The 20,086-nt window shown below is 37.2% G+C and carries 19 protein-coding genes; 16 read left to right on the forward strand and 3 right to left on the reverse strand.

Features of this window, described 5'->3' with window-relative positions; translation table 11 throughout:
* Both ACFTQ7_RS19715 and ACFTQ7_RS19720 read right to left on the reverse strand, forming a co-directional pair.
* Positions 1-282, reverse strand: a 282-nt coding sequence (locus tag ACFTQ7_RS19715) for a hypothetical protein (protein ID WP_386830493.1), incomplete at its 3' end; no start/stop codon positions are given.
* Between the two features lie 194 nt (positions 283-476).
* Complete coding sequence (locus tag ACFTQ7_RS19720; protein WP_386830494.1) at positions 477-1,562, reverse strand: glycosyltransferase; 1,086 nt, start codon at positions 1,560-1,562, stop codon at positions 477-479.
* Positions 1,563-1,745: 183 nt separating this feature from the next.
* On the opposite strand from ACFTQ7_RS19720, the gene ACFTQ7_RS19725 reads away from it, so the two are divergent.
* From ACFTQ7_RS19725 to ACFTQ7_RS19750, 6 genes are all read left to right on the forward strand, one after another.
* The gene (locus ACFTQ7_RS19725; protein WP_386830495.1) at positions 1,746-2,711 is read left to right on the forward strand and encodes a YncE family protein; all 966 of its coding nucleotides are present in this window, start codon (positions 1,746-1,748) and stop codon (positions 2,709-2,711) included.
* Positions 2,708-3,391 carry a response regulator gene (locus tag ACFTQ7_RS19730; RefSeq protein ID WP_197144247.1) on the forward strand — a complete coding sequence of 228 codons (684 nt, stop codon included), beginning with the start codon at positions 2,708-2,710 and terminating at the stop codon, positions 3,389-3,391. Before ACFTQ7_RS19725 ends, ACFTQ7_RS19730 begins: the two co-directional genes overlap by 4 nt.
* On the forward strand, positions 3,388-4,776 hold the full coding sequence (locus tag ACFTQ7_RS19735; RefSeq protein ID WP_386830496.1) for a sensor histidine kinase: 1,389 nt from the start codon (positions 3,388-3,390) through the stop codon (positions 4,774-4,776). Before ACFTQ7_RS19730 ends, ACFTQ7_RS19735 begins: the two co-directional genes overlap by 4 nt.
* A 3-nt stretch (positions 4,777-4,779) precedes the next feature.
* Entirely contained in the window at positions 4,780-5,313 is a 534-nt protein-coding gene (locus ACFTQ7_RS19740; protein WP_386830497.1) for a FixH family protein, read from the forward strand.
* Between the two features lie 122 nt (positions 5,314-5,435).
* Positions 5,436-6,008, forward strand: a complete 573-nt coding sequence (locus ACFTQ7_RS19745; RefSeq protein WP_349661879.1) for a TetR/AcrR family transcriptional regulator — start codon at positions 5,436-5,438, stop codon at positions 6,006-6,008.
* A 127-nt stretch (positions 6,009-6,135) separates the two neighbouring features.
* Positions 6,136-8,325 (forward strand): YhgE/Pip family protein, encoded by a 2,190-nt coding sequence (locus ACFTQ7_RS19750; RefSeq protein ID WP_386830498.1) that lies wholly within the window; start codon positions 6,136-6,138, stop codon positions 8,323-8,325.
* A gap of 304 nt (positions 8,326-8,629) precedes the next feature.
* Here ACFTQ7_RS19750 and yhfH read toward each other — a convergent pair whose 3' ends face one another.
* Positions 8,630-8,755, reverse strand: a complete 126-nt coding sequence (gene yhfH, locus ACFTQ7_RS19755) for a protein YhfH (RefSeq protein WP_012292204.1) — start codon at positions 8,753-8,755, stop codon at positions 8,630-8,632.
* A 144-nt stretch (positions 8,756-8,899) separates the two neighbouring features.
* Between yhfH and lplA the strand changes: the two genes are divergently transcribed.
* From lplA to ACFTQ7_RS19805, 10 genes are all read left to right on the forward strand, one after another.
* The gene (gene lplA, locus ACFTQ7_RS19760; protein ID WP_386830499.1) at positions 8,900-9,892 is read left to right on the forward strand and encodes a lipoate--protein ligase; all 993 of its coding nucleotides are present in this window, start codon (positions 8,900-8,902) and stop codon (positions 9,890-9,892) included.
* 491 nt (positions 9,893-10,383) lie between these two features.
* Positions 10,384-11,088, forward strand: coding sequence for a response regulator transcription factor (locus ACFTQ7_RS19765; RefSeq protein WP_197144240.1), 705 nt, complete (start codon positions 10,384-10,386; stop codon positions 11,086-11,088).
* Positions 11,088-12,071: a sensor histidine kinase gene (locus ACFTQ7_RS19770; protein ID WP_386830500.1), complete on the forward strand. Its 984-nt coding sequence runs from the start codon at positions 11,088-11,090 to the stop codon at positions 12,069-12,071. Before ACFTQ7_RS19765 ends, ACFTQ7_RS19770 begins: the two co-directional genes overlap by 1 nt.
* Before the next feature lie 11 nt (positions 12,072-12,082).
* On the forward strand, positions 12,083-12,517 hold the full coding sequence (locus ACFTQ7_RS19775) for a hypothetical protein (RefSeq protein ID WP_386830501.1): 435 nt from the start codon (positions 12,083-12,085) through the stop codon (positions 12,515-12,517).
* 12 nt (positions 12,518-12,529) lie between these two features.
* Entirely contained in the window at positions 12,530-13,306 is a 777-nt protein-coding gene (locus tag ACFTQ7_RS19780) for an ABC transporter ATP-binding protein (RefSeq protein ID WP_386830502.1), read from the forward strand.
* On the forward strand, positions 13,278-15,212 hold the full coding sequence (locus ACFTQ7_RS19785) for an FtsX-like permease family protein (RefSeq protein ID WP_386830503.1): 1,935 nt from the start codon (positions 13,278-13,280) through the stop codon (positions 15,210-15,212). Before ACFTQ7_RS19780 ends, ACFTQ7_RS19785 begins: the two co-directional genes overlap by 29 nt.
* A gap of 304 nt (positions 15,213-15,516) precedes the next feature.
* A complete protein-coding gene (locus ACFTQ7_RS19790) occupies positions 15,517-17,064 on the forward strand; it encodes a fatty acid--CoA ligase family protein (protein ID WP_386830504.1) in 1,548 nt (515 codons plus the stop codon).
* A 710-nt stretch (positions 17,065-17,774) separates the two neighbouring features.
* Positions 17,775-18,887, forward strand: a complete 1,113-nt coding sequence (locus ACFTQ7_RS19795; protein ID WP_386830505.1) for an RNA-guided endonuclease TnpB family protein — start codon at positions 17,775-17,777, stop codon at positions 18,885-18,887.
* Positions 18,888-19,124: 237 nt separating this feature from the next.
* Entirely contained in the window at positions 19,125-19,772 is a 648-nt protein-coding gene (locus ACFTQ7_RS19800; protein ID WP_386830510.1) for a VTT domain-containing protein, read from the forward strand.
* Positions 19,773-19,884: 112 nt separating this feature from the next.
* A partial coding sequence (locus tag ACFTQ7_RS19805; protein WP_386830506.1) for an HTH domain-containing protein occupies positions 19,885-20,086 on the forward strand: 202 nt, incomplete at its 3' end.

The following is a 20,086-nucleotide window of genomic DNA, read 5'->3' on the forward strand; positions in this document are numbered from 1 at the left end:
AGCCCCAGTAGCCCCAGTAGCCCCAGTAGCCCCAGTAGCCCCAGTAGCCCCAGTAGCCCCAGTAGCCCCAGTAGCCCCAGTAGCCCCAGTAGCCCCAGTAGCCCCGGTAGAGCCAGTCGTTCCAGTGACCCCGGTAGCCCCGGTAGAGCCAGTAGCTCCCGTAGGACCAGTTACTCCACGTTTAATAGGAATAACAGGACAGCTTGGAGCACAAGGATTACAACAACACGGGAATGTATTACATTTGCTGCAGATTCTATTTTTAAATTGTCCAAAATGCATTGTTTCACCTCCTCTCTCAAATATCGTATTCATAGAGAGAGAAGGTGAAATAGACAGTTAACTACTTGGTTATTCTAAAATATCAATAGCGATAAAAGTATTTTTCTTCAATGAATAGTTAGAATCTATTACTAGAAATTGAAAATTACTCCAATGCTCCAAAGTACTAACTAATCCTTTAATATAGAAGGAAATTAAGATTCTTCATTGTCCTTATTTAAAATACGATCAAAATATGTTTTATTGTGCAGGGTTTTTTCATCATTTGGTAAATAGGATCTTGCTAATTCATTATGTGCGTTAGCTAGTTCATATTGTTGTAATCGATCAAAGAGGACGCAAAGTTGTAAGTGGGGTAACCAGGTCGTAAAGGTTTTATTTTGAAAAGGAGTGTTAGGTTTTTGCTGGATGACAAGCGCTTGTTCATACCAAAATATTGCTTCATAATTTTTGGCTTGTTCCATAAAATGAAAGCCAAGTCTACAACACGCTTCCGGGCGTGGAATGTCATATTCAAAGCTTCTTAAAATGGAACTCAAATTATTTTCTTTATCATTTAAATGAGAGTAACAATCTGCTAATTTAAAACAGGCTCGGATATTATCTTCTACCCAGCCCAATTTAGAAGCTAAAAACGTTTCATAGTAAAATAGTGCATCCTCAAATTGTTCATGATCTAGTAATTCATTTGCATAATAAAATGTATCTCGTGGAGAGAGAGGTTCTCCTGATTCAACTAATTGCTTATAGATGTTAATATTCCGATTATGATCATGACTAAGTGGTAAATGGCTGACAGCGATATCACTATCCAAAAGCTTCCCGCCGACTTCTAAATATTCATGGACAGCACCTATCCATTGAAATTTTTTATCTCTTCTTACTAAACGATATCTTCTTAATAGAGAACTTACATTTCCCTCAAGATCAAAGCTTAAATTATAATTCATCGAAACGGCATCTATATCAGTACTCAAAGATTCTTTTAGTGCTTTAAATTTTTCTTGATCCTCCTCTAATAATACGTCGTCTGCATCAAGCCAAAAAATGTACTCCTTTGTTGCTTGCTGAAATGAAAAATTTCTTGCAGCTGCAAAATGCTGAATCCATTCGAAATCATAAATACGATCTGTGAATTGTTTAACGATTTGCTTTGTATTGTCGGTAGAGCCTGTATCGATGATATTAATCTCGTCGACTAACCCTTTTACAGATGATAGACATCTACCGATGACATCTTCTTCATTTTTCACTATCATACATAAGCTAATGGACACCATAAAGTGGATTCCTCCTTACCGTAATCTATGTAGTATATGAGCTACTATATTTTTGGTTTAGATAAATGCTCGTAGAAGTAGTATTAATTGTGAAATTTGCCTGTTTTCTTTGTCATAAATTTACCATTCAAGTTTCACGCGAATTTCACAATTGTGAAGTATAGTTAAGAAACAGAGGTGATGATGTTGAAAAAATGGGTATTCTTCATTTTTTCTTTAGCACAGCTAATATGGCTAGCAGGGTGTACGGAGAAATCGTTTGATCCTATAGAACGTGACCAGGATTTTATTGCATCCTTAAATATACAGGAGCCTTCGCTAGATTTTATAGATGGGCAAGGGAATGTGATGGCAACGTGGTTATTTGACAAAGCTTACTCGGGGGCAATACTGCTTGAAAATGATCGTGTGTTATTGTACGGTCATCAATTAAATGAAATAGACGTCTATACATTATCAACTGGAAAGAAGCTCTATTCCAAAAAAGTAAAGCTTGGTACAACCAATGTGTATTATGCCGAAAATAAAAAACAGTTTTTTATTGCGAATAGCAAAACAAATACAGTGACAAGCTTTGATGAGAAGGGCAACGAACTGGCAACACAGAAGCTAGGTAACTATCCTATGTCAATGGCAGCCTATAAAGATAAGCTATATGTGATTAATTATAAAGATACGAAATTATCGGTGTTAAATATAGAAAATCTAAAGGTTGAGCAAGAGTGGCCGATTCAAAAATCATCACATGGAATAGCTATTCTCGAAGAGACAAATGAACTATGGATGGGTGGGCATGGCGAAGGAAGCAAACCGAATAGTTCTGTTAAAAAATATGATCTTACGACAGGAGTAAAAAAAGGGGAGATAAAAATGCCTTTAATGCCTGTTGGATTAACCAAAACAAAGGATGCTATCCTCGTTGTTAGTCATGGTCATAATGAATTATATGTTGCTGACTTTGATGGAAATGTGAAATGGGAGCAAGTGGTAGGCGCTAATCCATTTGCCGTAAATCAGTTTAAAGATAATATTGTTGTCGCTGGCTATGATGACCATACTTTATATTTCATAAGAGAAGGTCAGGTGAAAAAAACAGTTAATGTGGGGAAAGGTGCATTTCAACTGTTAGTGAGGGAGGAAAAAATGTGACAACTGTATTAATTGTTGATGATGAGAAAGATATGCGTAATTTAATAGAAATGATGCTCAATAATTCTAAAATTGAGACTTTAACAGCAGCAAGTGGTACAGAAGCCTATGATATTATTGTGCGCGAAAAAATTGATTTAGTTCTACTAGATGTGATGATGCCGCATGAAGACGGCTTTGCGGTTTGTCAAAGTATACGTGCGATGTCGAATATACCAATTATTTTCCTGACAGCACGCGATGCAAATGAGGATAAAGTTAAAGGCCTAACAATTGGCGGAGATGATTATATTGTAAAACCGTTTACAAATGACGAGCTAGTTGCACGAATTCATGCTGTGTTAAGAAGAAGTGGTGCTAATATTGAAGAATTACAGCAAAAATATGTGATACTTGGACCTATTAAAATAGATGAGACTGCACGCAAAGTATCTGTGGATGGAAAGAGTGTTCCGCTTACTTTAAAGGAGTTTGAACTATTACATTTATTTATGAACAACCCTGGGAATGCTTATACAAGGGAGCAATTACTAGAACGCATTTGGGATATTGATTATGTAGGGGGTACAAGAACTGTTGACACGCATATAAAAACCTTACGTATAAAGCTTGGAAAGGAAGCAGCGGGGCATATTCAGACCGTTTGGGGAGTGGGCTACCGCTTTGATCCTGGCGAATGAAAAAGATTTCAACACGTATTTGGCTATTAATCTTTTCATTTTTAATTATTACCGTTGTCTTCATGTATGTCCTGACTGATTATTTATATGAACGGCTTTATGTAGAAGACACGGAAGAGATGATGGTAGAGGTAGGGTCAAAGCTACAAACGATGTATACCGGTAGTAAAGTAACGGATCAATTTATTGCAGATATTGAACAGTATACTAATTATTCTAATTTGAATATTTTTGCAGTAAGAAATCCGCGTGAACTAAGTGCTTGTGTGCCATTTGATATTGATTTCGAAACATTGATTGGTCCAGAAGAGCGACAGCAATTACTGGCAGGTGAATATGTACAGAAAATTGGGTATGAGCCTCGATTTGATAGGCAGTTAATTTCTGTAGTACTTCCGCTAGTAGACCAAAATAGGCTTGAAGGAATTATATATATTTATTTCCCTTTAGCAAAAATTAGTGAGTTAGCGAATAAAGAAGTCATTTCCTTATTTGTCAGTGCCTTTATATTTTTAATTGTCATCAGCTATTTAATTTATAAAGGAATTCGTCATATTATGCGACCGCTAAGTAATTTGCAAAGAGCTGTTGAGCAAATGTCAGACGGAAACTATGGAACACGCGTGCCAGTTCATTCTAAAGATGAAATAGGAAGATTATCTAGCACCTTTAATAAAATGGCTGAGTCGATCCAACAAGAGGATGAAGCTCAAAAAACATTTTTAGCTACAGTTTCACATGAGCTAAGGACACCTATTAGCTATGTAAAAGGATACAGTGAAGCGATGCAAAAGGGCATTATTCCAGAAAGTCAAAAAGAGGAAACGATCCAGCTAATTGTACGTGAGGCAAATCGGATGGAACGTTTAACGAATGAATTACTTCTACTTGCTCGTATGGAAAATGAACAGGCGGAAATTACTTTATATCCAATTCCGCTTGCTGAAACATTACGCGAGGTTCAAAAAATATTAACTTATCAAGCAGAGAAGAAGGCCATTGCAATCCATTTGGATGCTGATGATGCATTGATTATCAAAGCTGATGAAGTAAAGCTGAAACAAGTTTTTATTAATATAATTGAAAATGCTATTAATTACTCGTATGAGCAGTCAAAGGTTGAAATTACTGCTTTTGAGGATAATGGAAGTGCACAAATTACGATAAAGGATTATGGGATTGGTATTCCAAAAGAGGATTTATCACATGTAACTGAGCGCTTTTATCGTGTTAACAAAGCACGGAGTCGAGCAGATGGTGGCAGTGGACTCGGCTTGTCGATTGTTGAACAATTGCTGAAGCAGTTACAGGGCAAAATAGAGATTGAAAGTGAAGTTGAAAAAGGCACAGTTGTAAAAATTACATTGCCGTTAATGGAGGAATAAAACATGAAAAAATGGTTATTGGCATTAGTTGCAGTACCTGCATTATTAGTAGGCTGCGGAGAAAAGAAAGAGTCAACAGCTTTACCTGAACCACAAGAGCCACAAATGTTGGAGGTTCAAATTTTAACACCTAAAGAAGTAGCAATAAATGAAACAGTTGAGCTTACTGCGCAAGTTGAACAAGGTGGCAAAAATATTGATGATGCAGATGTGAAATTTGAAGTGTGGGAATCTGGTAAACGAGATGAAGGGCAAACAATTGAGGGTAAATTAGAGAAAGACGGCGTTTATAAAGCAGAGACTAAGTTTGACCACGATGGCGTATATTATATGTATGCTCATACGACAGCTAATGGTGTTCATAATATGCCGAAGCAACAAATTACTGCTGGTAGCCCCGATATGACGAAAGTTTTACCAGAAGATGAAAAAGCAAATAATAACAGCATGGATCATAACATGATGGATCACGGTAATGATAAATCAGAGGGTGCTGAGCATAGTGATCACGAAAAAAGTGAAAAAAATCACAATTAAATGCTTGCATTATTTTTAAAATAGGAATATGATAATGACCAGATGACCGAAATGGTTTTCTGGTCATTAACATTTTCGTGTACAAAGGCATGTACATAATAGAACAAGAAAGGATGTTACTAATGGATCGTAGGCAGGAAATTCTTGAAGCAGCTACAAAATCCTTTACATTGTTTGGATACAAGGCGACAACAATGGAGCAAGTAGCTAAAATTGCGAATGTCGGTAAAGGGACGATTTACACATTCTTTGCAAATAAAGAAATTTTATTTCAAGAGATAGCTATGTCACTTGTACGAGAGATGCAAGCAGAAGCGGATGCAGTGTTGGATGCATCAGCTAGCTTTATGGACAATGCGCACAATGCTTTAATGAAAATGCTACAGTTCCGTGAAAAACATCTTTTATTTGTAAAGCTATTAGAGGAGGAAAAGGAACTACGAACGCCAGCAGTTAAACAAGCTCTAGTTCGCATTGAGAATGAAATTTTATCCTACGTTACTGAATTAATTCAAAGACGTATCGTAAAAGGAGAAATTAGAGACTGTGATGCAGAATTAGTAAGCTTTCTGTTACTAAAGGCGTATCTAGCATTTGTTGTTGATTGGCATGAGCTACATGGTGAAATTATTCCAGAAGAAAAGATACTAAATCTTTTCAAGGAAACAATCTTCCGGGGACTAATTTTAACTTGATTTGGCCGAGCTAAAAAGTGAATCAAGGACAGTCTAGAAGTTTTACCCACCTGAAATTTTGTTTTTTTTTTGAATAAAAATGACCGACTGACGTTTTCGGTCAATATTATAGGAGTGAAGAAAACGTATGATTAAAGCTGAGTGGCTGAAAATCTTAAAAACAAGAAAAATGCTTGTTTCAATAATCGCTGTATTATTTATTCCAGTGATGTACGCAGGTATGTTTTTATGGGCATTCTGGGATCCATATAAAGGCCTTCCGAATTTGCCAGTAGCTGTTGTCAATGAAGATAAGGGCGCTGAAATGGAAGGAGTTAAATTAGATTTAGGGAACGATTTAGTCGATAAGCTTGTCGAGAGTAACGAGTTTAAATTTATTGACGTTTCCAAAGAAGAAGCTGAAAAAGGCTTACATGGCCGTGATTACTATATGATTCTAGAAATTCCAACAAATTTCTCTGAGCACGCAACTACTTTATTAGATGACAAACCTTCTAAACTAGTTATGAATTATATTCCGAATGAAGGATTGAACTTCCTGGGTGCACAAATTGGTGAAACAGCAATGGACCGTGTACGTGCGGAAGTAAATTCACAAGTTTCAGCAACGTATGCTGAAAAATTATTTGATTCTATTACAACTCTTGGAGATGGCTTTACAGAGGCTGCTGATGGCTCGAATAAGCTAGGTGAGGGTGCAAAAACTTTAGCGAATGGTACAAAAGATTTAAAAGGTTATTTAGAGAAACTAGCATCAAGTTCGGTTGAATTGTCGAATGGTGCAGACAAAATTGCTAAAGGTATTGGAGACGCTTCAAAAGGTGCAAATGAATTATCTACTGGTATAGGAAGTATACAAAACGCTACTGGACAGTTACACCAAGGTGCACAGAAAGCAGCATCTGGGGCAACAGAACTTTCGGGAGGTATATCACAATATACACAGGGTGTAGCACAACTTCAAGCAGGTATAGCTAAGATTAGCAATAATCAACCACAAATCACTGCAGGCGCAGCGAAAATTGCTGATAGTGCAGGTCAATTAAATGGTGCAGCAGGCCAATTAACAGATGGTTCTGCTCAAGTAGCAGCAGGTATCACTGAGTTATCTAAACAATTAGAAGGCATGATGGGTTCATTGCCTGAAGAGCAAGCAGCAGTATTAAAACAAACATTAAATAAGCTACAAGCGGGAAGTGCAAGCGTGCATACTGGCTTAGGTGCTTTAACTGCTGGTACAAAACAATTACAAGATGGTGCTAACGGATTAAGTTCTGGTGCATCGCAAATTGCAGCAGGTCAATCACAAGTGTTAGCAGGTGCAAATGAGTTAGTATCAAATAGCGGTAAATTAAACCAAGGGGCACAAACTCTTCAAGCTGGTAATGCAACACTTGCTCAAAAATTAGGTGAATTAAATGCAGGTGCTCAGAAAGTCGGAGCAGGTTCTAAAGCATTGGCTTCAGGTTTAAATGAGCTTGTAAGTGGTTCAAGTAAACTTGCAAATGGTCAATCAACACTTGCATCTAAATCAGGTGAAATAGCAGATGGTTCTGCAAAGATTGCTGATGGTTCAACTGAACTGGCAGATGGTACATCAACTTTATCTGGCAAGCTAGGTGAAGCAAGTGAAAAAGCAAAAGAAGTTCATGCAAGCAAAGACACATATGATATGGTAGGTAGCCCGGTTGAGGTTGATAAAGAATCTGTTAACCATGTACCTAACTATGGAACAGGTTTCTCACCATACTTTATTTCTCTTGGTTTATTCGTTGGTGCATTACTAATCTCGATCGTGTTCCCACTTGTGGAACCAGCGATTCGTCCAAAAAATGGAGCAACTTGGTTTACAAGTAAAGTCTCAGTTTTAGCAATCGTCGGCTTAATTCAAACTATATTGACAGTGGTTATTGTAAAATGGGGCTTAGGCCTTGAAGTATATAGTTTTGGACACTTCTGCCTAACAGCTTTATTAACAAGCTATGTTTTCTTAGCTTTAATTCAAATGTTAGTGTCTATTTTCGGTGATCCAGGACGCTTCATGGCGATTGTTGTATTAATTTTACAACTTACAACAAGTGCAGGTACATTCCCACTTGAGTTAATCCCATCACCATTACAAATATTTAATAAACTATTACCAATGACATATACTGTTTCGGCATTTAAATCAAGTATCTCAACTGGTGATACGTCATTCTTAATGCAAAACTACGGAATTCTAGCAGGCTTCCTAGTAGCATTCTTAGCTATTACTTTCGGTTATTTCATGTTACTACACACAAAACGTTACTCAAAAGTAGCCGAAGAAAACTAAAAAGGAATTTTTTACACCCATCGATATCGGTGGGTGTTTTTTGCGGTTGGATGATTGTCTGGCAACGGAAGAGTTACTCAGTAGCGGGGAGAACTAATCAGGTACGGGGTAGAACTGTTCAGCTTCAGCAGAAAACAGCTCATATGCAAAAAGTCATACAAAAAACAGCAGCTGATATGAGCGTATCGGCTGCTGTTTTTAAGTGTAAGAGATTTAATTAAGGGTTCATCAATTAATATGATGAGAGGTGTCATTTTTAGTACGTGTGGGGCACGTATATGACTATTACAGAATAGGCAAATGCTTATAGGTGGTTACATTTTTCACAAGTGTTGCTGTAGCATTCACTTTGTTCTTCAATCTTTTCACCGCATTCTGTACATTGCTTTGCAGGTAGGTTCTTGAAAAATTCAACTACATTTTCTAACATTGTGGACTCCTCCTTTAAGTTCATCTGTACTATTACTGTTTTGATATTTCCTAGTGTATTATAACAGAAGCTTTTCGTCAACACAAAATGCCTAATTTACGTTAAAATAAATATGGATATATTGTGAAGGAGGAAACGTAAATTATGATATTCGTTGATAATAAAGGGATTCATGATCCACGCATTAACCTTGCTATTGAAGAGTATTTATTGAAAACGATGGATGTTGAAAAGGAGCCAGTGCTACTTTTTTACATAAATCAGCCTTCAATCATCATCGGTAAAAATCAAAATACTATCGAAGAGATTAATACAGATTACGTAGAGGATAATGGCATAATCGTTGTTCGACGCCTTTCTGGTGGCGGCGCAGTGTATCATGATTTAGGGAACCTCAACTATAGTTTTATTACTAAAGACGATGGCGATAGCTTTATGAATTATAAAAAATTCACGCAGCCTGTTGTAGATGCACTTGCAAAAATGGGCGTTCATGCGGAGCTTTCAGGACGCAACGACATTTTAGCAGAAGGACGTAAAGTTTCCGGGAACGCGCAGTTTTCTACAAAGGGCCGTATGTTTAGCCACGGCACATTACTGTTCGATACAGAAATTGATGCTGTAGTATCTGCATTAAAGGTGAAGAAAGATAAAATTGAATCAAAGGGTATTAAATCGATTCGTTCAAGAGTAGCAAATATTTCTGAGTTCTTAAAAGATAAGATGACAGTCGAAGAATTCCGTCTAGAAATTTTAAAATCCATTTTCGGTGGGGAAGAAAATATTCGCTATTATGAGCTAACAGAGGAAGACTGGGCAAATATCCATAAGCTATCTGAAGAGCGTTATCAAACATGGGAATGGAACTATGGGAAATCGCCACGCTTTAATATTCAAAAAACACATCGCTTCCCAACAGGAGGCATTGATATTCGCTTAGAGGTGAATAAAGGAATTATTGAAGAAGCACATATTTTTGGTGATTTCTTCGGTGTAGGCGACATGACAGATGTTGAACAACGATTAGCTGGGACAAACTATGATCGAACTGAAATTGCTAATGCGTTAGCGGATATTGATATTCCAACATACTTTGGTGGAATTACGACAGAAGAGTTTTTACAATTAATATATTAAGAGAAGCCAATATACAAAAGTAGAAGATTACATTTGCTAAAACGTGAGTTATGAGTATAAGTTGATTGGAGTGGTGGCTAGGCGATTCCTTGGGGATTAGCGATAAAGAGGAACGAAGGCTAAAAGCATCACGTCCTGTGATAACGCCTTCGTGACCAACATCCTGTTGCCCCGACGCCCCCAGGAAGCTCTGCTCTGTGCGAAAGCGTAGTGCTAACATAGCGACAGCAACAACAAATGTTTTCTGTAGCGAAAGCAAAGCGGCAGCAACAAATGTTTTAACTGCGCGAAAGCGAAGCGTCAGCGGCAAAGCGCCTAACCGGAACGGAAATCACCCTCACGTTATAAGATGTCCCTTATAAGGCAGAGGCATTTGGACGCAAAAATCTGTAGCTAACGATACGATGTTAACTTTTGCTACAAAAGGTTCGCTGACAGTTATGTCAGTGGGCCTTTTTTTGATACAATATAAGATAGAAAGGAGTGTTGGTATGGAGAAGCATCGAATATTTATTGTCGAAGATGATGTAAAGATTGCATCATTGCTCGCAGAAACGCTTAGAAAATATCAATACGAAGTTGAAACAATCAAAGAATTTGATCATCTCGTTGAAGAATTCACAGCATTTAACCCACACATGGTGTTGCTTGATATAAATTTACCTTCGTACGATGGCTACTATTGGTGTCGCCAACTACGTCAACATACAACTTGTCCAATTATTTTTATTTCCGCTCGTTCTGGGGAAATGGATCAAATTTTTGCACTAGAAAATGGGGGAGACGATTTCATTACGAAGCCATTTAATTATGAGATTGTGCTAGCTAAAATCCGTAGTCACTTGCGTCGTACATATGGCGAATATGCAACAAGACAAGAAGAACGGACAATTAAACAAGGACAGCTCGTTCTTCATTTAGAAAGAATGGAGCTTCATAAAAATGATTTAGAGATTCCACTTCAGAAAAAAGAATGTATCATTTTAGAACTGTTGATGGGAAATGCTCCAAAAGTAGTGGCGCGTGAGCAACTGTTAGAAGAGCTTTGGGACGATCAGGCATTTGTCGATGAAAATACATTGAACGTCAATATGACACGAGTGCGTAAAAAGCTAGCTGATTATCAAATAATGTCTTCTATAGAAACGGTGCGCGGAGCAGGTTATCGCTTTATTTTAAGTGCAGGTGAGCTATAGTGGGCTGGAAATTATTTTTGCGTGATTACGCATCGTTCATTGTATTCCAGTTCTTACTAGTCGGTTTTATTATGGTCTTATATTGGTTGGACGGCTTTCGAAATGTTGATACTGCTATATATTCCTTCTGTATTAGTTTAGTGTTACTAGCCTCGTTTTTAATTATCCGTTATTTAATGCGTCAACGTTATTTGATCAAAATATCGCAGCTACCTAAAACGATGGAGGATGTATTGCAAAAAAATGCTAAAACACCTGAGGCGATACAAGCTGAAAAATATATGCATGAACTATATCGACTATATAAGCATGAGCTTCAATCGTTATATGCTGGTCAAAAACGACATGATCAGTTTATGAATCAATGGGTGCATCAGATGAAAACACCAATTTCTGTTATTGAGCTCTTATTACAGGATGAGCGTCCTCTTGATAAAAAGAATGTACAGGAGGAAATTGACCGCCTGCGTAGAGGCTTGGATATGGTGTTAGTGAACGCTCGATTAGAAAATTTTGAAGAAGATATGCAAGTAGAACAGATTGCTTTAAAAATGATTGTTACGGCAACTGTAAATGAAAATAAACGTTTATTTATTACGAAGCGTGTCTTCCCAGAAATTCATATAGAGGATGATATTATCGTAGCAAGTGATTCAAAATGGCTTCGCTTTATTATCGGGCAATTCGTCACAAATGCGGTTAAATATACGTTTGAGGCGAATAAAAAAATAGTGATTTCTGCCTTTAAAAAGGATGACCACGTACAATTAGCCATTTGTGATGAAGGTATTGGTATTCCTGCTTCCGATCTTTCTCGTGTCACTAAAGCTTTCTTTACTGGTGAGAATGGGCGTAAAACTGGGGAATCCACAGGGATGGGCTTATATTTAGCGAAAGAGATCTGTGAAAAACTCGGTCACGAATTAAACATTACATCAGAGGTAGAGAAAGGAACAGTTGTTACAGTGACATTTACGAATTAGGGGGATCGGAAATGACAGAGGTATGTTTGGCTGAATGGGTTTTACATGTAGAGACAGAGAAAACAGAAGCATTATACGAATCACTTAACGAAGTTTGTGAGTGTTTATCCTGCAAAAATTTCCGTAAGGCTAGTCTTTTGCTTAATGAAGAAGTCATGCATTTTTCGAATAAGCTTGGGCTAGACTTATATAAACCAACTTTACTTAACGCTTTTCCTGTAGAAGGTGAACAAGTGATGTACAGTGGACATTATACGATTTGTGGAGAAGTAATTGAAGGTGAAATAGATGCATGGGATATAATTGTTGGTTCTCATTGCTTTAGTCTAGTGGAGGAGGAAGGTAATACGCCAGCTGAAGGTTTAACGGAGCCACATTTTCAAATTGGCTTTGAAGTAGTATTGCAGTGGCTTTTACCAGAATCTATGGAATTAATGAAGAAATAAGGTGAATAAGATATGCCTATTTTACAAATAAAAGACGTGACGAAGGTGTATGAAGGTAAAGTAACCCATCGTGCTCTAAATCAACTAAGCTTTGAGGTGGAGGAAGGCGAGTTTTTAGCAGTCATGGGTCCATCAGGAAGTGGAAAAACAACATTATTAAATCTCATTTCTACGATTGATGAACCAACGAGCGGAGAAATCATTTTAGATGGCATGAATCCTCATATGCTTAAAGCAACTGAGCTAGCTTACTTTAGAAGAAGGCAGCTTGGTTTTGTTTTTCAGGATTTTAATCTTTTGCATATGCTCACGGTGGAAGAGAATATTGTGCTGCCACTGACTTTAGACCAACAACCATTAGAAGTAATGGAGGAGCGTCTTGCAAGTATTGTGGAAAAGCTCGATTTAACTTCATTCTTGCATAAACGCCCAAATGAAATATCAGGTGGACAAGCGCAAAGAACAGCTATTGGTCGGGCACTTATTCATAACCCAAGTCTCATTTTAGCAGATGAGCCGACCGGTAATTTGGATTCAAATTCTTCGCGTGATGTACTTGAGCTTTTAACAAAAATCAATCAGGAAAGACGAACAACGATTGTCATGGTAACACATGATCCAATTGCAGCTAGCTACTGTGACCGCGTGTTATTTATTAAAGATGGGGAATTCTTTAATGAAATTTACAAAGATGATCGTCGACAAATGTTTTTCCAGCGAATATTAAATGTGTTGAGCTTACTAGGAGGGGGACAAGTAGGTGACCTTTCGACAATTCGCTTACCGTAATGTCGTACGGAACAGCCGTATATACGGCGCCTTTTTCATGGCAAGCTTTTTTTCTGTGGCTGTGTTTTTTATCTATTCAATGCTCATGTTTCATCCGGATATTGAAAGTGGGATTTTAGGAGAGGCATCGTTAATTGGGATGGTTGGTGCGGAAGTCGTACTCGTTCTTTTTACATTATTCTTTTTATATTATTCGATGAGTGCTTTTTTAGAGGCAAGATCACATGAGTTTGCAATTTTACTACATTTAGGAATGGAAAAACGCCAGATGAATAAGCTTGTCTTTTTGGAGACAATGATTATTGGATCGGGTTCTATTTTTGTTGGGATTGTATTCGGTTTCTCGTTTTCGAAATTCTTTTTCATGATTGTGCGGGAAATTTTACATTTAGATAGTTTACCCTTATATGTTTCATGGGAGCCTTTTTTACTAACGATTGGTGTTTTCACAAGTGCTTTTGTAGTCATTTCTTTAATTAGTGTATATTTCACACGTGAAAGAAAATTGCGCGATCTCCTTAAGGGAAATGACTATTTAAATAGTGTTTCAACTTATTCAAAAATTCGTGCTGTATTTGGTATTACCCTTATTTTATCATCATACGTATTATCAATTATCGTAGGTAACACATCTTTAATTGGTTTAACATTAGTAATTCCGTTTTTAGCAACCTTTGGAACATACTATTTTTTCAGAGATTCTTTACCTTGCTTTTTAGATAAAGCACGGGGGAAAAGGAAATTTCATTGGCAACGCTATCGTCTTCTTTCGTTAGCTGAGCAAACACATATTATGATGGACAATGTGAAAATGTTTTTTGTAGTAACGATGGTGTCAACAATGGCCTTTTTATCGGTCGGTGTTTTAGCAACGATGTCATCATATACTATACAATATGATCGTTTAAATCCACTAGGGCTTGTCTATAAGGGAGATGTCGACAATCCATATGAGCGAAATCATATCGCCTCTTTACGTATGGAATTAGAGGAAAAGGGCTTGTCCTATCATTTATCTCGCTTTGTTGTTATCAAGCAAACCTCTTCCTATACTCAAAATGAGGTTGAGGTGTTTAGGGAATCAGATATGAATGTATTGCTTTCTTCCTATAGTTATCCATTACTTGATATGGCTAAAGGAGAGGCAGTGTTTATTCCATATTCGGAAGAGTCTCTTAACAAACTAAAAAATAAAGTTGTGCATACAGTTTTAGAGGAAAATTCTATCCCGATCACCATTGATAGTGTATATCCTAAAATAGTATTCCCAGGGTCTATTGTTAGTGTTAATTCTATCGTGATCAGCGATGAGGATTTTGTAAAGCTCATAAAGCCGATTGCCAATAAAAACGTTGCGCAGCCAACCTATCATTTATTTACTTTCTATATTCCTCAGTGGATGGAAACAAAAAATATTGGCAAGGACATAAATGAGTTACAAGCGTCCCTATATTTTTATAAGAAAAATAAATTTAGCCCATTTTACTTTGAAAATGCAGGATTAAATTATTCTTATATATTAGCTACTTATTCTTTATTCACATTAGTAGGGGTTTTAGTAGCAACGGTATTTTTATTAGCAGCAGGTAGCTTCGTTTACTTTAAACTGCATACTTCTCTTGAAAGAGAAAAGCGTAAATTCGATGTATTAAAGCGAATGGGCTTAACGGATACGGAGCTCAAAAAGCTTGTGAATCGTCATTTGTTCCCGCAATTTTTCTTACCATGGGGTGTTGCAATGATGCACAGTCTCTTTGCTTTTCTTATGGTTCAAGGTGTTTTAAAGGATATTGCTAATATTTCCATTGTAAAAGAAGTTGTCTTATCTTTTAGCTTTTTTGTTTTAATTCAAGTAGTCTATTTTTACTTGATTCGTTGGCGATACATCTCGCATATACGTTCGTAGAAAAAACGTACAAAAGAGAAAAAAATGAGTTATTTGACGTAAATTATGACATGAGAGAAAAAGTTTCGTTGTTTTTTTAATATACTTCTTATATAATGTTACTGAATGAAGATTCATTTTGTCTTTATTTAGTAGATTTAGGTGATGAGATGGATGGGGTGTGATTCCTTTTCAAGGGAAGTCCAAACATTTACTGAATGAAGATAAGCCTCCGGCGGATGTCACGGATTGTTTATCTGCGCGAAAGCGAAGGGTCAGTGTCAATGCGCCAAGGCGAAATTGATACGATAAGGGGATGGTGTAATTGAATTTAGTTTCAAGTGTTCGTCAGCAAGCATTAGAGCAACCGGATAAAATTGCGTATCATTTTATGGGGAAAGATACGACGTACGGTGAGTTTGAACACACAGTTGGTCGTTTTGCAAAAGGGTTACAACAATTAGGGGTAGAAAAAGGGGACCATGTGGCGTTTTTACTCGGCAATACACCACATTATTTAATTTCGTTATATGCAACAATGAGTATTGGGGCAACAGCAATTCCGATTAATCCAATCTATACACCGGATGAAATTTCGTATATTTTGCATAATGGGGATGTAAAAGCTGTTATTGCACTTGATGCACTTCTTCCATTAGTAGAAATGGGTGTACATGCTTTTCCAAAGGTAAAAACATTTGTTGTTTGTGAGACAACAGAAGATGTTGCCGAAAAAGTAACTACTTTATCTGGTGAGGCAAAAGCAAAAATTCATTTATTTTCACAAGTGATTGCTAGTGTATCAGAATCTTGCCAACCCGTAGAAGTAGCTGAAGAAGATACTGCAATTATTTTATATACTTCAGGAACGACAGGTACTCCAAAGGGTGCAATGCTGACGCATGGCAATATCTATTCAAATGCACGAGATGTTGCACATTATTTAGGCTATAGAGCAGATGATCGTATTATTGCAACTTTACCAGTCTTCCATGTATTTGCGTTAACGGTCGTCGTCAATGCACCTTTATTGAGTGGAGCAACAGTTTTACTTGTACCACGTTTCAGTCCAACAGAAATCTTTAAAATTACGAAGGAACAAAAAGCAACAGTCTTCGCTGGTGTGCCAACTATGTATAATTTCTTGTATCAATTACCTGAAGGCAACCCTGAAGATTTCTCAACAGTTCGCTTAGCAATTTCAGGAGGTTCATCTTTACCTGTAGCACTCTTACATAATTTCGAGAAGAAATTTAATGTGCGTGTTTCAGAAGGGTATGGCTTATCAGAAGCTTCACCGGTAACGTGCTTCAACCCATTGAATCGTGAACGTAAGGCAGGTTCTATAGGGGCATCCATTTCCAATGTTGAAAATAAAGTGGTCGATGTTAATGGACAAGAAGTGCCCGTTGGCGAAGTAGGGGAGCTAATTGTACGAGGGCCTAACGTTATGAAGGGCTATTATAAATTACCAGAAGAAACGGCTATGGCTATACGTGATGGCTGGTTATACACAGGGGATTTAGCTAAAGTTGACGAAGAAGGGTACTTCTACATCGTTGACCGTAAAAAAGATATGATTATTGTAGGCGGATTTAACGTATATCCAAGAGAGGTTGAAGAAGTACTCTTTGCACATAATAATATCGTTGAAGCGGCAGTTGTAGGTTTCCCAGATCCTAACTTAGGTGAGGCAGTTCATGCATATGTTGTCTTAAAAGATGAAGATGCAACTTCAACAGAAGATCTTCTCGCATACTGTGCAAAGCATATGGTGAAATATAAGGTTCCTAAAGTAATTGAGATTCTGGATGAATTACCGAAAAATACGACAGGAAAAATTTTACGCCGTTCATTAAAAGAAAATGTGTAAGAAACTGTAGCTACTATTGAAAAATAGTAGCTTTTTTTATCCCGCATAAATGAAGATTTACATTTCAAGATTTAAGAGAAGGTGGGAGATCAACTGCCCGTAAAAGTTCAATTGATTAGGGGCAATAAATGTTTTCTGTGAGAAAGCGAAGTGCAAACGTAGTAGCAGGGTGTTAGTCACACAAACGTTTTCATAGAATGGGATTTTAGCTGGTGTTCCTCTAGTGAGGGACGAGGAACACCCACTGATTGAAGATTCACTTTAGGCTAATATTACAGCAATGTAAAAAAGCATGGCCACTTATTTAAATAAGTTGAGTGTGTATGTCTGTAAGTGATAAAATCAAACTTGTGAAATCTACATACTTTTTAACTTCCCTCCGAAAGAAGTCTCCCATATCTAAACGTGAAGGTGAGACAGCACCAGTGAAAGTGGAAGACTTCTTTCGTTTAGGTGTAGCCTAAAGATGTCTCTTTTTTTTGCCATGCTATAATCAGATTTAGATTGATGAAAGACTGTTATATCAATAAAATTGGACAATAATAATCATTCAGTGTTCTTGTTCTAGTCGTAAAATACCGCAGAAAAGTGATAGATGATGTCATTTTGACTATGCGAAAGCAATGGTTGGTCAGCACATCCAATAACGAAATATTAAAATTCATTAATGCGTATTATAGAAAATAAGATATGAAGTGAGGTGATTTGATATGGCAAACAAAGCCTATATGTTTCGTCTGTATCCAACGCAAGAACAAGAGAAACTTCTTGCGAAAACTTTCGGTTGTGTTCGTTTTGTCTATAACAAAATGCTTTCGGAGCGAAAAGAAATGTATGAGCAGTTCAAGGATGACAAGGAAGCGTTAAAAAGGAAAAAATTCTCGACTCCTGCCAAGTACAAAGTAGCATTTGCATGGCTTAAAGAAGTGGACAGCCTTGCATTGGCAAACGCTCAACTTAATTTGCAGCAAGCATACAACAATTTCTTTTCTGGTCGTGCCCATTTTCCGAAGTTCAGAAACCGTAAGGCAAAACAATCCTACACAACCAATGTGGTGAACGGAAACATTATGCTTTTGGATGGCTCTATCAAATTACCGAAACTAAAACTTGTAAAAATGAAGCAACATCGAGAAATTCCGTCCCATCATAGGATCAAGTCTTGTACGGTTTCACGAACAAAAACAGGAAAATACTATGTTTCTATTCTCACCGAATACGAACATCAACCTATACAAAAAGAAGTTCAAGCTGTTGTAGGTTTAGATTTTTCCATGAATGGCTTATTTGTCGATAGCGAAGAAGGTAAGACAGCCAATTACCCACGTTTCTATCGTCAAGCCTTGGAAAAATTAGCGAAGGAACAACGTATTCTATCACGCAAAAAGAAAGATTCTAATCGTTGGTACAAACAGCGTCTTAAAGTAGCGAAGTTGCATGAAAAAATCGCCAATCAACGGAAAGACTTTCTGCATAAAGAATCGTATCAAGTAGCAAAAAGCTATGATTGCGTGGTAATCGAAGATCTCAACATGAAGGGAATGTCACAAGCCCTCCGTTTTGGTAAAAGTGTTGCAGATAATGCATGGGGCATGTTTACAACATTTCTTAGGTACAAGTTAGAGGAGCAAGGGAAAAAGTTGATCAAAATAGACAAGTGGTTTCCATCTTCCAAAACTTGTTCCTGTTGTGGTCAAGTAAAGGAGTCCCTATCTCTTTCTGAGCGTACGTTCCACTGTGATTGTGGGTTTGTAGCAGACAGGGACTGGAATGCCGCTATCAACATCAAACATGAAGGATTGCGCTTATTATCCTTAGCGTAGCAAAAAGAACTCTTGGAACAAGAGGGATAGCTCGGTCAGTTTTCGTTGGCTACTAAAAGCAACGATAAGTCGAGAAGCCCCCACTTCGGTAGGTTTTAAGTGGTGGGTAGTTCACAGGCTTGTCATATAGTGATGGAGTAGTAACACCACAGATAGTAAACAGAATGGAACCCTTTGGTGTCTAGCTACGTCAAAGCTTTTAGAAAATTAAATTGAAAGAGAGCATATGGAAAAATGATAGAACTCATCAAAGAGTTAATTAGTTTTATTATGCATATTGATGTGCATTTAGAAGAGATCATTCGTGAGTTTGGTAATTTGAGTTATTTCGTTTTATTTGCAATTGTTTTTGTTGAAACTGGTGTCGTAATTTTCCCATTCCTGCCAGGTGATTCATTGCTTTTTGCTAGTGGTACATTGGCAGCAGCAATGGGCGCGTTTAACATGTGGATATTAATCCCTGTGTTTTTAGCAGCTGCAATTTTAGGGGATACGATGAATTATCATATTGGTCATAAAGTAGGGACATCCATTCCGCCAAAGAGCTTCCTTGGTAGAGTCGTTAAGAAAGAACGTATGGAGGCAGCAGAAAAGTTCTTTAATAAGCATGGTGGAAAAACGATTGTCATCGCACGTTTTATGCCTTTCATCCGTACATTCATACCCTTTGTTGCAGGGGCTAGTAAAATGAAGTATGGTTACTTCATATTGTATAATGTTGTAGGTGCAGTGTTATGGGTATTCAGCTGTACATTACTAGGTTATTACTTTGGTAATATACCTATTATTAAAGACAACTTCTCAACGGTTTTAATATTAATTATCTTAATTTCAGTAATACCAGCCGTAATTGGTGTTATTAAATCAAAAGTAAGTGGAAAATAAAAGGACAGTCCAAAAGTTAAAATGTACCCTATAAGATAGACACTTTCAAAAAGGTCATCTTATAGGGTATTTTTGTTTATAATGAAGAAAAAAACGAGTGGTGGTAAATAGGATGACTAAAAATTTATTTTCGAAACAACAACAGGCACAATTAAAATTAAATCCATACGTCAAAACGGTAAGTGCGAAAGCCATTACTTATACGGATGAATTTAAAGGATTTTTTATTGATGAATACGATAAAGGAAAATATCCAAGTGAAATATTTCTTGAGGCGGGTTTTGACATTGAAGCCCTTGGTCCAACACGTATTC

Source organism: Lysinibacillus sp. NPDC056959 (assembly GCF_042674095.1).
Classification (GTDB): Bacteria; Bacillota; Bacilli; order Bacillales_A; family Planococcaceae; genus Lysinibacillus; species Lysinibacillus zambalensis.